Source organism: Phocaeicola sp. GP0067 (assembly GCF_031119655.1).
Lineage (GTDB): Bacteria > Bacteroidota > Bacteroidia > Bacteroidales > Bacteroidaceae > Phocaeicola > Phocaeicola vulgatus.
Map to the genome: position 1 here is coordinate 1 of NZ_JAVHZY010000030.1, position 14199 is coordinate 14199.

The 14199-nt window shown below is 40.4% G+C and carries 13 protein-coding genes; 9 read left to right on the top strand and 4 right to left on the bottom strand.

The window, feature by feature from the left end:
• The 3 genes from RE317_RS17705 to RE317_RS17715 form a co-directional block, all read left to right on the top strand.
• On the top strand, positions 1–285 hold a 285-nt coding region (locus RE317_RS17705; RefSeq protein WP_308821663.1), incomplete at its 5' end, for a TonB-dependent receptor.
• A gap of 13 nt (positions 286–298) precedes the next feature.
• Complete coding sequence (locus RE317_RS17710; protein WP_008671127.1) at positions 299–2014, top strand: RagB/SusD family nutrient uptake outer membrane protein; 1716 nt, start codon at positions 299–301, stop codon at positions 2012–2014.
• Positions 2015–2219: 205 nt separating this feature from the next.
• Positions 2220–2816 carry a DUF4923 family protein gene (locus RE317_RS17715; RefSeq protein WP_008671129.1) on the top strand — a complete coding sequence of 199 codons (597 nt, stop codon included), beginning with the start codon at positions 2220–2222 and terminating at the stop codon, positions 2814–2816.
• Between the two features lie 73 nt (positions 2817–2889).
• Here RE317_RS17715 and recA read toward each other — a convergent pair whose 3' ends face one another.
• The 4 genes from recA to RE317_RS17735 form a co-directional block, all read right to left on the bottom strand.
• Complete coding sequence (gene recA, locus RE317_RS17720) at positions 2890–3933, bottom strand: recombinase RecA (RefSeq protein ID WP_005846374.1); 1044 nt, start codon at positions 3931–3933, stop codon at positions 2890–2892.
• Positions 3934–3945: 12 nt separating this feature from the next.
• Positions 3946–4392: a thioredoxin-dependent thiol peroxidase gene (gene bcp / locus RE317_RS17725; protein WP_005846375.1), complete on the bottom strand. Its 447-nt coding sequence runs from the start codon at positions 4390–4392 to the stop codon at positions 3946–3948.
• A gap of 67 nt (positions 4393–4459) precedes the next feature.
• Positions 4460–5653: a saccharopine dehydrogenase family protein gene (locus tag RE317_RS17730; RefSeq protein ID WP_005846376.1), complete on the bottom strand. Its 1194-nt coding sequence runs from the start codon at positions 5651–5653 to the stop codon at positions 4460–4462.
• 83 nt (positions 5654–5736) lie between these two features.
• Entirely contained in the window at positions 5737–6990 is a 1254-nt protein-coding gene (locus RE317_RS17735; RefSeq protein ID WP_008671130.1) for a hypothetical protein, read from the bottom strand.
• Between the two features lie 124 nt (positions 6991–7114).
• On the opposite strand from RE317_RS17735, the gene RE317_RS17740 reads away from it, so the two are divergent.
• The 6 genes from RE317_RS17740 to RE317_RS17765 all read left to right on the top strand — a co-directional run bounded on the left by RE317_RS17740 (position 7115) and on the right by RE317_RS17765 (position 14195).
• Positions 7115–7906, top strand: coding sequence for an META domain-containing protein (locus RE317_RS17740; RefSeq protein ID WP_005846378.1), 792 nt, complete (start codon positions 7115–7117; stop codon positions 7904–7906).
• Positions 7907–8234: 328 nt separating this feature from the next.
• Positions 8235–10145 (top strand): molecular chaperone DnaK, encoded by a 1911-nt coding sequence (gene dnaK, locus RE317_RS17745; RefSeq protein WP_117873191.1) that lies wholly within the window; start codon positions 8235–8237, stop codon positions 10143–10145.
• A 216-nt stretch (positions 10146–10361) separates the two neighbouring features.
• Positions 10362–10922 carry an AlpA family transcriptional regulator gene (locus RE317_RS17750; protein WP_009038133.1) on the top strand — a complete coding sequence of 187 codons (561 nt, stop codon included), beginning with the start codon at positions 10362–10364 and terminating at the stop codon, positions 10920–10922.
• On the top strand, positions 10919–12175 hold the full coding sequence (locus RE317_RS17755; RefSeq protein WP_117713736.1) for a site-specific integrase: 1257 nt from the start codon (positions 10919–10921) through the stop codon (positions 12173–12175). The genes RE317_RS17750 and RE317_RS17755 overlap by 4 nt, the downstream gene beginning before the upstream one ends.
• Before the next feature lie 287 nt (positions 12176–12462).
• Complete coding sequence (locus RE317_RS17760) at positions 12463–12822, top strand: helix-turn-helix domain-containing protein (RefSeq protein ID WP_032945184.1); 360 nt, start codon at positions 12463–12465, stop codon at positions 12820–12822.
• Positions 12822–14195, top strand: a complete 1374-nt coding sequence (locus tag RE317_RS17765; RefSeq protein ID WP_303266218.1) for a DUF3987 domain-containing protein — start codon at positions 12822–12824, stop codon at positions 14193–14195. Before RE317_RS17760 ends, RE317_RS17765 begins: the two co-directional genes overlap by 1 nt.
• Positions 14196–14199 lie beyond the last annotated feature (4 nt).

Genomic DNA, 14199 nt, shown 5'->3' on the forward strand with positions numbered 1-14199 from the left:
AACAATCAATATCTGGGCAATTCGACCAAATGGGTGGAGAATGCAGATTATTTCCGTTGCGAGAATGTGACTTTAGCTTACGATTTTCCGAAAAGCATGACCAAAATAGCCGACCTGCGACTCAGTTTCAGTATTCAGAATCTCTTCACTATTTCCAGTTACAAGGGATCCAATCCTGCTGGTTACTCTTTTTCAAGTGACTATGGTGATCGTGCAAATGGTATTGATACGGGTACTTATCCTACTCCTAGAACTTTTACTTTTGGTGTACGTATGAACTTCTAAATGATTGACAATTATGAAAAATAAAATAGTATTAGGCTGCTTTATTGCAGCATCTATGTTGGCAATGCCTTCTTGCAGTGATTTTCTGACTGAAAACCCGAAAGGAAAATTAACCCCTGAAAATTTCTTTTCCAATCAAAACGAACTGGATATGAGTGTTTATGCCCTATATGCCAAAGTACAGGCATCCCAATGTAACTCTAATCCGATGATTGTGCAATGCCAGGGAGATGACGTAACCTCAACTACGGGATCAAACAAGGGTGCTTATCTTTCTGCAGATGCCTTTGAATCTCCTTCTGACACAAAAGGTCTTGAAGGAACTTGGAGTCGTTTTTATACGATCATCAAGGCAGCAAATTTAATCATTGATAATGCTGGAAAGGCTATGACTTCTCAAGAGGAAATCAATATTGCTCTTGGTCAGGGTTACTACTGGCGTGCATTCGCTTATTTTAATTTGGTGCGTGTTTTTGGTCCGTTGCCTATGAATCTTCATAATTTGCCAGACAACAATTTGACACCTCTATCGACGGTTGCAGAAGTATATGAGCAAATCGTGTCAGACTTGAACGCTGCCGAAGCCTGTAACCTGCCGGCTAAATATACGGAAGCTAACCGTTCCATTGAAGGACAGAATATTTACGTTTCAGATCAGACAGTAAAGGCGACTTTGGCAGCTGTTTATATGGCGATGGCAGGTTACCCTTTGAATAAGACCGAGTATTATGCAAATGCGGCTGACAAGGCTAAGGAAGTAATGGATGGCGTGAATAAGGGTACCTATGACCACTCTTTGCTTTCTGAATGGAAGGATGTTTTCTCTTATGGTAAAAACCATCATAATGAGACGCTCCTTGGAATAGATTACAATTCTAATTTTGGCGGTTGGCAGGAATGGGATTCACAACTTTCATCTTGTCATCAATCAGGAAAACTTTGGAGTGGCTGGGGGGATTTTTTGGCAGAGCGCCGTTATTGGAAAAACTTTCCTGATGGTCCTCGTAAAGATGCTGTTTATTCAAAACAAATTCTATTAAACAATGGAGTGTTGGTTGACTGGTGGGCAACTACGGATGGAAAGCCCTATAATGGTACGAATGCAGTATTTGCCGATTATCGCCCGATGTTTGTGGCGTTTACCGTCAATAAAGACCCTGTGACAGGACTTCCTGCATCGGCTGCTTTCGATTACACCAAACCTATTTGGGGAGGTATGTGTATTAACAAACGACATCAACTAATCCGCTATTCAGAAGTTCTTCTTTGGTATGCCGAATCTGCGGCACGCGCAGGAAAGGATCTCAGCTTGGCTAAATCTGCTCTAAAGCAGGTACGTGCACGTGCTTGTTCCGATGAATCATTTGTAGCTGCTGTGGATGCTATGAGTGCTGAACAACTGGCAGAAGCAGCATATGAAGAACACGGTTATGAAGTGGCTGGTTATGTATTGGCTATGGTAACCCGTCGTTCTGATGAGTTCCGCATGAACCGTCTCAAAGAAAGTTATGACTACCGTAGTGGTTCTCAGGATGAAGTATTGGTTCCTGCCGGTACATTGACTTATAGCTACGACGAAGAAACTAAGACGACTTTTACCTATGCTCTTCAGGAAGATTTGAAAATGGAAGAGAATATGTCTGTAACTGTTCCTTGGAATGGTGAGGCTTCCATTTATCATAATTATCCTCCGAAGGAAGTTGAGAAGAATCCGAATCTGAAACGTTGATATAACGATTAGCTGTTGATTTTAAATTATACTTGAAAAGTTGGAATAAGTATTTGTTATACCTTGGTAAAGATTGTTTGAGGCGTACTGGAAAACTTTCGGTACGTCTCTTTTATTAGAAGGTAAAATAAGCCAATTGGTCGATTATTTGCTTTGGTTGTAATGTTTATTGTTTATCTTTGCAAACAATTAAAATCAATAAAACATGAATAGTAAAACTTTGTTGAAATGTTTATGTATGTGTTTGGCTATGTTTGCCATTTTGGTTAATGCCAATGCTCAAGATTTGAAATCTATATTGACTGGCGTAGCAAAAGCGGTAGTAGGTGATAAAGCAACAACTTCATCTTCTATTATAGGTACTTGGAAATATGTAGGTCCGCAATGCCAGTTCGAAAGTGAAAATTTACTGGCTAAAGCCGGTGGAGAAGTAGCTGCGAAAGAAGTGGAGGAGAAGATGCAGACTGTCTATGACAGAATAGGGATGAGTGGCTGTGAGTATACTTTTAATGAAGATGGAACTTATTCATACACATTGAAAAAACGTACAATGAGTGGCACTTACACGTTCGATGATAAGGAAAAGACCATTACTATGAAGGGAAAATTGGGAGTAAAAACTGTTGCTCATGTCACTGTGACCGGAAGTGATATGAGTCTGGTCTTTAATGCGGATAAATTAATGTCAGTATTGAAAACGATTACAGGTACTGTTTCTAAAGTGAATTCTACTGCTGCCACCATTAATAGTGTAGCCGGATCTTATGACGGTTTGATGTTGGGATTCGATTTGAAGAAGTAATTATAGAATAGGAGCTAGGTTATAATAAAAGGAAGTCATTAAGATGGCTTCCTTTTTTATAGTAAAAATCAAATTATTCTTGTTCTTTCAGTGCTGCGAAAATCAGACCTTCCAGTTCTTCCGCCAGTTCGGGGTTGTCCTGAATCACTTGTTTGGAGGCGTCACGTCCTTGTCCCAGTTTGGTTTCGTTGTAGCTGTACCATGAACCGCTTTTCTTGATAATGCCTAAATCAGCACCTAAATCAATGATTTCACCAGCTCTTGAGATCCCTTCACCAAACATGATATCGAATTCGGCTTTACGGAAAGGAGGTGCCACTTTGTTTTTCACCACTTTTACTTTAGTCTGGTTGCCGATTACTTCTTCACCATCTTTCAGTTGAGTGGAGCGACGGATATCCAAACGTACGGAAGCGTAGAATTTCAGAGCATTACCACCGGTAGTTGTTTCAGGGTTACCAAACATGATACCGATTTTTTCACGCAACTGGTTGATAAAAATACAAGTTGTATTGGTCTTGCTGATGGCTGACGTAAGCTTGCGCAAAGCCTGAGACATCAAACGTGCCTGTAAACCTACTTTGTTATCACCCATATCTCCTTCAATTTCAGCTTTCGGAGTCAATGCCGCGACAGAGTCGATAACAATGATATCAATGGCGGATGAGCGTATCAATTGCTCAGCAATTTCAAGTGCCTGTTCACCATTATCGGGTTGTGATATCCATAAGTTATCTACATCCACTCCCAGTTTGGCCGCATAGAAACGATCGAAAGCATGCTCGGCATCAATGAAAGCGGCAATGCCGCCTGCCTTCTGAGCTTCAGCAATGGCATGGATAGCCAATGTAGTCTTACCGGATGATTCGGGACCATAAATTTCTATGATTCTACCTTTGGGATAGCCGCCTACCCCTAATGCGGCGTTCAAGGCGATAGACCCGGTAGGAATCACTTCCACTTCCTGTACGTTGTCATCACCCATTTTCATGATAGAGCCTTTACCAAAAGTTTTCTCTATCTTATCCATTGCAGCTTGCAGCGCTTTCAGTTTTTCACTATTTCCGGCACTCGGACTTGCTGAGAATGGAATTTCTTCGTTATCTTTTTTTGCCATAAATCTGTTGGTTTATAAAATTTGTTGTGCGTGCTCTTTTGTTTTCACCTCTTTGGGAGAGATGATACGTTCAATCACGCCTTCTTCGTTAATGATGAAAGTTGTACGGAATGTACCCATATATTTACGTCCGTACATACTTTTTTCTCCCCATACTCCGAATTGTTCTACCAACTTCTTGTCGGTATCGGCAATAAGAGTAAAGGGTAGCTCATTCTTTTCTATAAATTTCTGATGCGATTTGGCATCATTCACACTGACACCGATTACTTCATAACCATGGGCGCGCAGTTCCGCATAATTATCACGCAAATTACATGCCTGGGCAGTACAACCCGATGTCATATCCTTAGGATAAAAATAGAGTACTATCTTTTTTCCTTTATAATTACTTAAACGAATTTCTTCTCCTTTTTCGTTTAAGCCTAATATTTCCGGGGCTTTATCTCCTATGTTCATTTTTTAGTGGTTAATGATTAATGGGTAGTGTGGCCCAAGTATGAATTATGGGCCATTAATCACTATTTTAAAGTTCTAGATCACCATCGAATACTTCATGCCAAGGCAAACCTTGTTTGTTCAGTTGTTCCATAAATGGATCGGGATCAAACTCTTCCACATTCCATACTCCCGGACGTTTCCACAATCCTTGCAGGAACATCATGGCTCCAATCATGGCTGGAACTCCAGTTGTATAGCTTACTCCCTGCATTCCAGTTTCTTTGTAAGCTTCTTGATGGCTACAGTTGTTGTAAACATAGTAAGTACGTTCTTTGCCATCCTTTACGCCTCGGATGCGGCATCCGATAGAAGTTTCGCCTTCATAATTTTCTCCTAGATCCTGTGGATTGGGGAGTACGGCTTTTAGGAATTGTAACGGAACAATTTTCACTCCGTTATAATCTATTTCGTCAATGCGGGCCATACCGATATTCTGAATGACACGCAGATGAGTCAGGTATTCCTGACCGAAAGTCATCCAAAAGCGAGCACGTTTGATGGTCGGGAAATTCTTAACTAATGATTCCAGCTCTTCATGATACAGCAAGTAGGAATCACGAGGACCGATATTGGGATAAGTCAGATCCTTGTGGTATTCCAATGGCTTGGTGGTCACCCATTTGCCTTCTTCATAATAACGTCCGTTCTGAGTAATTTCGCGGATATTGATTTCAGGATTAAAATTGGTAGCGAACGCTTTGTGATGGTTGCCGGCATTACAGTCCACAATATCCAAGTAGTGCATCTCGTCAAAATGATGTTTTGCTGCGTAGGCTGTATAAATGCCACTTACTCCCGGGTCGAACCCACAACCCAGTATCGCTGTCAGTCCTGCGTCTTCAAAACGTTTTTTATAAGCCCATTGCCAGCTGTATTCGAAATGAGCTTCATCCTTTGGTTCATAGTTTGCTGTATCCAGATAATTCACCCCGGCTTTCAGACAAGCTTCCATGATGGTCAGATCTTGATAAGGCAGAGCTACATTGATGACGATTTCGGGTTTGAAACTATTAAACAGGGCTACCAGTTCGTCTACATTGTCCGCATCTACCTGTGCAGTCTTAATAGCTGGATTGCCGATAGCTTTTACGATTGCATCACATTTTGATTTTGTACGGCTGGCGATCATGATGTCAGTGAATACATCCGGATTCTGAGCCACTTTGTGTGCTACGACAGTACCTACACCGCCTGCACCGATAATTAATACTTTACCCATTTGCTGTTTTTTATTCTTGTTAAAATAAAATGCCCGGCAGACATTACCGTTCACAGGGCAAAGATAACAAAATATTTTGGGTATTAGTGGATACGGTCTAGTTTCTTATTGGTGAAATCTAAGGTTTTTCTTTCGTAGGACCATGTTTCATAGCCCCCCGTGACTATATGAATGCGCATGGGATTACCCAATGCCAGACGACATTCGTCGGTTGTCATTCCTTTTCGTACCTTACCGCGGCTTATCATGTTCCAAACTTCTTCTGTGATATTCGGATACTTGGTTCGTAAGTTGCCTATGCCGAATAGATCCGTAAAATAATTGTCTGATTGTAAAATCACATCAACTACACTCGTATGGGTGAATGCAGCTTTTATCTTATAATTCTTTCCATCTATGTCTTCCAGTTCTAAAAAGACGTAAGGAGAGTTGTTTTGTGAGATTATATTTTTGATGGTGAATTGTGTATATCGGGGAAGTCTCACCGGAGTGTCTGTTTCATCCAGACATTCCGTTTCCGCTTTCAGATAGACAGGTTTTTTCCCATATTTACTCATCAGATTCTTTGATTTTTTTGTATTTGCATTACTGAAGCTAAATGAATTTGGAAAATATTTATTTTTATTTTCCATAATAAAATCACTGTCTGCCATGCCACAATTAGTCTTTGATATAGCTACCGGCTGATAGTAGGTGTTTCCTTTCTTGTCTTGGAATACGATTTTTACAGGGTATGCGCGGCTGCCCACTCCGACAGCTGTTACTGTTACTTCTTCATTTATACCAATCGGGACCTCTTTATAGCCCGATATGCTGTTGGGATCATCTATACGTACTTTATTGGTACGCATATATAGGGTTTGTCCTTCCAGCAGTTCTTTGGCTATGTCCACATCACCCAGGTAGGCAAGGGTAGGAATACCGGCTTTGGGCTTCAGGCAATATTGTTCCAGAGTGGTGTTTTTAAGTTCGTGATAATATTGTTGCCCTTCACATTCAAAGTTAAAATGTACAAAGCCCCGTTCGGTAATTTCCGAACCCAGATATTCAAAAATCTTATGTTTTAACTCTCCTGTATCCACCTCCTTGTTGGTTTCCGCCGATTTAAAAGGAGGAATAATGATGTCTTTACGTTCCGGCATCACCATGAATTTCATGCCTGGTGTCCAGTCACACAGGTTGTAATACTTGAAATGATCGTTTATAAACTGTTTTTCCAAAGATTCTACGGAAATACTTGTTTGTTGTGAAGTAGTCGTGACTATATATCCGTTTTGTGCATAAGTGCATAGGCTACAGCTTGTTGCCCCAATTAAAATGGCTAAAAACCTTTTCATTGCTTTAAGTGTTAGTATATATAAATTGATACAAAGGTATAAAATTTTTGTGTATAATTGCTATAGTGAAAAATAAAATGGTTAGTTTTGCACACTAAACTAACAGATTTAACAAAAAAATAATATGAAAAAACTAGTATTGAAAATGATGGCTGTTTGTGCCGGAGCATTGATTGTATCTTGTGGTAGTGGAAAGAATATGTTGTCTGTTTCTTCTCTGGATGGGGAATGGAATATTACAGAGGTGGATGGACAGAAGATATCTACAGAGAGAATGCCTTTCATTGGTTTTGATGTAGCTCAGAAACGTATTTATGGCAATAGCGGATGTAACCGTATGATGGGAAGTTTTGAAGCCGACTCTCTGAAGCCAGGTACATTGAAGTTTGGACAGATAGGAAGTACCCGCATGATGTGCCCTGATATGAAGACTGAGCAGATGGTATTGGGTGCATTGGATAAAGTGACTTCTTTCCAGACGGTTTCTGACAAGCCCGACGTGATAACTCTATGTAATCAAGATGGTCAGCCGTTGATGACTTTGGAAAAGAAGGCGGCTCCGGAAGTGTCACTGTCTGATCTTTCAGGAGAATGGGTTATTGAATTGGTGAATGGAAAGAAGATTGTAGGTACGGCTGAGGTGACCCCTTTTATCGGTTTTAATTTGGATGAAAGCCGCATTTACGGTAATGTGGGCTGTAATACCATAAATGGTGCGTTAATGCAGGAAGATGGAAAACCCAATTCTTTGAGATTTGACAATGTTGCTACTACCATGATGATGTGTCCTGATATGGAAACTGAAACTATCGTGCTGAATGCTTTGAATGAAACAAAAAGTTTCAGCATGAAAGATGATAAAGTATATTTGTTAGGTGAAAATGGAAATGAATTGTTGGTGTTGAAGAAACAATAATCCATCTACATTCGAATTGATATGGGTCGGCCTGTTTTCTCATAAACGAGAAAACAGGCCGATTGCATTTATGGCATTATGCTAGGATGCTGACAGGTTTTTTATTTGGTGGAGTTCTGACATTCTTGCCTTATATGAATCCATTTAAAAGTATCATATAGCAAATAAATCAGTCATTTTGTCAGCCTTTGTCACATTCTTATTTTTGGCATACCGTTTGTTTTATGAAGGGCGTGCGGTTGGTGCACCAAAGAAAAAAGAAGTCCTTCGTGAACCATTCGCCAAGAAATCAGTTTAATTGAAAACAAATAAATAAAGATATATAATTATGGGAAAGATTATTGGTATTGACTTAGGAACCACAAATTCATGTGTTTCAGTATTTGAAGGTAATGAACCGGTAGTAATCGCAAACAGCGAAGGTAAACGTACCACTCCGTCTATCGTTGCATTTGTTGACGGTGGCGAACGTAAAGTAGGTGATCCTGCAAAACGTCAGGCAATCACTAATCCGCAACGTACTATTTTCTCTATCAAGCGTTTCATGGGTGAAACCTGGGATCAGGTACAGAAGGAAACTGCTCGTGTTCCTTATAAAGTAGTGAAAGGTGACAATAATACTCCGCGTGTAGATATTGACGGACGTCTTTATACTCCGCAGGAAATTTCAGCTATGATTCTGCAGAAGATGAAGAAAACTGCTGAGGATTATCTGGGACAAGAAGTTACAGAAGCCGTTATCACCGTTCCGGCATACTTCTCGGACTCACAACGTCAGGCTACTAAAGAAGCTGGTCAGATTGCAGGTCTGGAAGTGAAACGTATTGTGAACGAACCGACAGCTGCTGCTTTGGCTTATGGTCTTGATAAGGCTCACAAAGATATGAAGATTGCTGTATTCGACCTTGGTGGTGGTACATTCGATATCTCTATCCTTGAGTTTGGTGGTGGTGTATTCGAAGTACTTTCTACTAACGGTGATACTCACTTGGGTGGTGATGACTTCGACCAGGTAATCATTGACTGGTTGGTACAGGAATTCAAGAATGACGAAGGTGCCGATTTGACAAAAGATCCGATGGCTATGCAACGTCTGAAAGAAGCTGCTGAAAAAGCTAAGATTGAATTGTCTTCTTCTACTTCAACAGAAATCAATCTGCCATACATCATGCCCGTAGATGGTATGCCTAAGCACTTGGTTAAGACTTTGACACGTGCTAAATTTGAAGCTTTGGCTCACAATTTGATTCAGGCTTGTCTTGAACCTTGCAAGAAGGCTATGAGCGATGCAGGCTTGAGCAACTCTGATATCGATGAGGTAATCCTTGTTGGTGGTTCTTCACGTATTCCGGCTGTTCAGGAATTGGTAGAAAAATTCTTCGGTAAGACTCCTTCCAAGGGTGTTAATCCTGACGAAGTGGTTGCTGTAGGTGCTGCCGTTCAGGGTGCTGTTTTGACAGATGAAATCAAAGGTGTGGTATTGCTGGATGTTACTCCGTTGTCAATGGGTATCGAAACATTGGGTGGTGTAATGACTAAGTTGATTGATGCAAACACTACTATCCCGGCCCGCAAGAGTGAGACCTTCTCTACAGCTGCCGATAACCAGACTGAAGTGACTATCCACGTACTTCAAGGTGAACGTCCGATGGCTGCACAAAACAAGTCAATCGGTCAGTTCAATTTGACTGGTATTGCTCCGGCTCGTCGTGGTGTTCCTCAGATTGAGGTGACATTCGATATCGATGCCAACGGTATCTTGAAAGTATCTGCCAAGGATAAAGCTACCGGCAAGGAACAAGCTATCCGTATCGAAGCCTCCTCTGGTTTGAGCAAGGAAGAAATCGAAAAGATGAAAGCCGAAGCTGAAGCTAATGCAGAAGCAGACAAGAAGGAACGTGAAAAGATTGACAAATTGAATCAAGCTGACTCCATGATTTTCTCTACTGAAAATCAGTTGAAGGAATTAGGCGACAAGTTGCCGGCTGATAAGAAAGCTCCGATTGAAGCTGCTCTTCAGAAACTGAAAGATGCTCATAAAGCACAGGATTTGTCTGCTATTGATACTGCCATGGCTGAACTGAATACAGCATTCCAGGCTGCCAGCGCTGAAATGTATGCTCAGAGTGGTGCACAAGGTGGCGCTCAGGCTGGTCCGGGTGCAGGACAACAGGCTAATCAGGGTTCTTCTAATAATAAAGAAGATATTCAGGATGCTGACTTCGAGGAAGTGAAGTAAGTATCGATAAATAACGATAACAATAAATAGGAATATAGGGTGTAACTCAACAAGTTACGCCCTATATCTTTTTGTAGACTTTTCTTTGGCTTTGCTTATTTCTCGGATTTTTATCGTATATTTGTACCATAATTGTACCGACACTTAAAAGTAGATAATGTGACACTTACAAGAATGCCGGTATTGAGAATGAGGAATATAAGTAAAAAGTAGATTATGCCAGCAGCAAAATTTGAAATAAAACGGAAGTGCCAGATTTGTGGAGAAGAGTTTTTAGCCAAAACAATAGAATCTTGGTATTGCTCTCCCAAATGTTCCAAAATTGCATGGAAGCGACGTAAGGATGAAGAACAAAGATTGCAAAGGTTGGACGAAGTGGTTAAGAAGATACCCAAGTCCAAAGAGTACATCACGGTTCCTGAAGCATACGCATTGTTTGGCATAAGCAAGGAAACTCTTTATCGTTTGATTCGTAAGGGTACAATTCCCAGTGTAAATGCAGGAGAAAGACAGACATTACTATCAAAAGCAGAACTGATGAAACTCTATCCTCCACGCAAGAAAGCTCTCACAAAGCCGAAACCTGTTGCCAAACTATATAGTCTGGAGCCGAAAGATTGTTATACCATTGGAGAAATCACAGAGAAGTTTCTTGTGAATGAAAGTACAGTTTATCTCCATATACGCAAATACTCTATCCCTACCCGGCAGATTGGGAACTTTGTGTATGTACCCAAGAAAGAAATTGATAACTTATATAAAGGTGTGAAGCGATGAAGAAAGCATTAGTCAATACACGAGTGTCGGTAAAGCTCCGCAAATCTGAATATCGTGATGAATGGTATCTTTATGTGGAATCTTATCCTGTATTTCAATCCGGAAAAGATACGCCACAAAGAGTGCGTGAATATCTCAATCGTACCATTACAACACCTATTTGGGATAAGTCACGCAATGCAAGGACTAATGCCGAAGGCAAAACCACTTATAAGCCGAAGCGAGATTTGAACGGTGTCATTCAATGTAAGTCGCAATTAGACCAGGAATCATGTATCTATGCCGACAAGGTCAGAAGCCTACGACAAAAGGAATACGACAATGCAGCTTTATATGCCGATACCGATGCAGAACAGGCGGAGCAGTTGGAACGCTCCCGAAGTAATTTCATTGAGTACTTCGACCATGTGCAGCGAACAAGGCATGCCCATAGCTCTGATTCTATCATTGTCAACTGGAGGAGAGTGCATGAATTATTGAAGATTTTCGCAAAAGGTGACACCATTCTCTTTTCGCAAATAGACTTAAAGATGGTTGAATCGTTCCGGCAATTCATAATGAATGCCCCACAAGGAGGCACTAAACGAGGTACGATTTCTCAAAATACAGCAGCAACCTATTTCTCTATCTTCAAAGCCGGATTGAAACAGGCTTTTATAGACGGATATCTGACTATTGATATTTCTGCAAAAGTCAAAGGCATTCAAGAAAGGGAAAGCCGGAGAGAATATCTCACGGTAGAGGAATTAAACCGACTGGCTCAAACACCTTGTGACCCATTACTGAAACGTGCTGCCTTGTTCTCTGCTTTAACAGGAATCCGTCATTGCGACATTCAGAAGTTGAAGTGGTCGGAAGTGGAAATGTTCAATGGAGGCTATCGGTTGAATTTTACTCAGCAAAAGACAAAAGGAGTTGAATATATGCCTATATCAGAGCAAGCATATAATCTCTGTGGAGAGCAAAAAGAGGGTGAACTTTTGGTTTTTGCCGGACTTCCTGACCCTTCTTGGATAAACCGTCCTGTCAAAAAGTGGGTTGAAGCTGCCGGAATCACCAAACACATTACCTTCCATTGTTTTAGGCACAGCTACGCAACCCTGCAACTGGCTGGAGGAACTGATATTTATACGGTCAGCAAAATGTTGGGACATACAAATGTGCGAACAACACAGGTGTATGCAAAGGTTGTTGATGAAAAGAAAGAGAAAGCTACAGAAACCATTAAATTGGATTTATCTCAAACAAAATAACCATTATTATACTTTGTAAGTATAGCCATCTGCGTAAAATCTGCGTGGGTGGCTTTTTGTTTTTATCTATGGTCTTTTCTTCTGACCATCTTATGATTCCTTTATGATTGAAGACATTATCATAAAAATCTACTACTGATATTCTCCACTATTCATGTTGATAATCAATGGGTAATCCTTATGATGATTATGTTTCGTTACTGCTTATTTATGTGATGTATTACACTATGAAATCAGTATGCGTAATCGCTGTTATTTTGCCGAAAAATCAAAAAACAAGTAGCAATATGAGTGAGAAGAACATTACATTTGAAGATTTGCCCAAAGCAATGTCGTGGTTGATGGATAAATTGAATGAGCTGGATTCTAAAATAGATGGATTAAACAATCAGAATCAAAGCGTTCCAACCGAACAATGGATGAACCTTAAGGAATTGTGTGATTATATTCCCAGTCACCCGGCAGAGCAAACTGTATATGGCTGGACGAGTTGTCATCTAATCCCATTCCACAAAAGAGGGAAGCGTATCATGTTTCTAAAATCGGAAATTGACGAATGGCTCCATGCCGGCAAAATCAAATCTGATAAAAACTTGGAAGATGAAGCCGCCCAATTCATAAAGTCAAAAAGAAATACCAAATTCTAATGGATTCAACCAATTTATGCAATGCGCTCAGAATGGAATTTGAAGGGATCTTTGAAAACAAGATTCCTTTGGATGCTTTTCCTGACAAAATTCAAGATATGATATTGGCTCTATCCCGACAAGAGAATTATTCCATAGAATATATGATGGCTTCTCTTTTGGTGGCAGTGTCAACCGCTATCGGCAACGCTGTCAATATTCGTATTCGTGGTGGATGGATTAGTAATCCTGCCCTTTATATGATATTGGTAGGTCGTCCCGGAATGGGCAAAACCCCACCTTTGGATTTTGCATTCCGTCCTATCCGAAAGCATGATGCCAAAATCATCAAACAATTTAAATTGGATATGGAGCATTATAATAGCTTGGTTGAAAACAATAAGGCTAAAAAAGACAAGTCCTCTTCATTGCCGGACAAACCAATTTTACGAAGAACCATCATATCCGATTTTACACCGGAAGCTTTAATGCGTGCGTTGGATGACAATCAGCGAGGTGTCGTGGTATATGTGGATGAAATTATGGGAATGTTTAATGCCGTGAATCAATATAGCAAAGGACAACTCATTGAGCAGCTATTGACAGCCTTTAGCGGAAAACCATTGGATATTTCAAGATGTAGCATCCCTGTACCTATTCATATAGAGCATCCTTTTATAAATATTGTCGGCACGATGCAAACGACACGTATGCACGAACTGATAGAGAAAGGATATAAAGACAATGGGCTGATAGACAGAATAATTTTTGTTTATCCATCGTCTCAGGAAATTTCAGATTGGGGGCTGGATGAAGAATCTTCCGTATCAACTTTTGGTAAATACTCATCAATGTGGGATTCTATTATAAATAAGGTAATTAGTTTGCCATTTATAGAGAATGAAGATGACAGAGCCATACATAATGTATTGGAATTTTCTTCGGAAGCCAAAGCCTATTTTACAAACTGGCGCAATAATGCAGTTCGGGCTGTTAATCAAATCCAAGATGATGGATTGGTGGATAGCAGAGTGATTAAAGCTCCCATGATTACGGCTCGTTTAGCTTTAGTCTTGCAAATCCTTCGTTGGGCTTGCGGTGAAGAACACAAGGATTTTGTGGATATTGACTCAACCAAATCTGCTATTGCATTGAGTGAATACTTTGAGAACTGTTATACCAACATTCAGAAATATATGTTGCGAGAGAGCGTTGAACCGCAAAAAAGAGAATTGCTTGATTGCCTTTCCGCAACTTTCACTACTGCCGATGCCATTCAAGCCGGAAAAGAAGTAGGGTTGTCGGAAAGGTCGGTAATGTATTCTTTGGTTAGCCTTGCTACGAATAAGGTTATCAAGAAAGTAAAGCGAGGTGAATATGAGAAGCTGCAATAAACGA

Excerpts from the sequence above, each read along its gene's own strand:
- RE317_RS17735 (WP_008671130.1), bottom strand. The coding sequence starts at position 6,990 with ATGAAAAGGTTTTTAGCCATTTTAATTGGGGCAACAAGCTGTAGCCTA.
- RE317_RS17715 (WP_008671129.1), top strand. The coding sequence starts at position 2,220 with ATGAATAGTAAAACTTTGTTGAAATGTTTATGTATGTGTTTGGCTATG.
- bcp (WP_005846375.1), bottom strand. The coding sequence starts at position 4,392 with ATGAACATAGGAGATAAAGCCCCGGAAATATTAGGCTTAAACGAAAAA.
- RE317_RS17710 (WP_008671127.1), top strand. The coding sequence starts at position 299 with ATGAAAAATAAAATAGTATTAGGCTGCTTTATTGCAGCATCTATGTTG.
- RE317_RS17765 (WP_303266218.1), top strand. The coding sequence starts at position 12,822 with ATGGATTCAACCAATTTATGCAATGCGCTCAGAATGGAATTTGAAGGG.
- dnaK (WP_117873191.1), top strand. The coding sequence starts at position 8,235 with ATGGGAAAGATTATTGGTATTGACTTAGGAACCACAAATTCATGTGTT.
- RE317_RS17730 (WP_005846376.1), bottom strand. The coding sequence starts at position 5,653 with ATGGGTAAAGTATTAATTATCGGTGCAGGCGGTGTAGGTACTGTCGTA.
- RE317_RS17740 (WP_005846378.1), top strand. The coding sequence starts at position 7,115 with ATGAAAAAACTAGTATTGAAAATGATGGCTGTTTGTGCCGGAGCATTG.
- RE317_RS17750 (WP_009038133.1), top strand. The coding sequence starts at position 10,362 with ATGCCAGCAGCAAAATTTGAAATAAAACGGAAGTGCCAGATTTGTGGA.
- recA (WP_005846374.1), bottom strand. The coding sequence starts at position 3,933 with ATGGCAAAAAAAGATAACGAAGAAATTCCATTCTCAGCAAGTCCGAGT.
- RE317_RS17760 (WP_032945184.1), top strand. The coding sequence starts at position 12,463 with ATGAGTGAGAAGAACATTACATTTGAAGATTTGCCCAAAGCAATGTCG.
- RE317_RS17755 (WP_117713736.1), top strand. The coding sequence starts at position 10,919 with ATGAAGAAAGCATTAGTCAATACACGAGTGTCGGTAAAGCTCCGCAAA.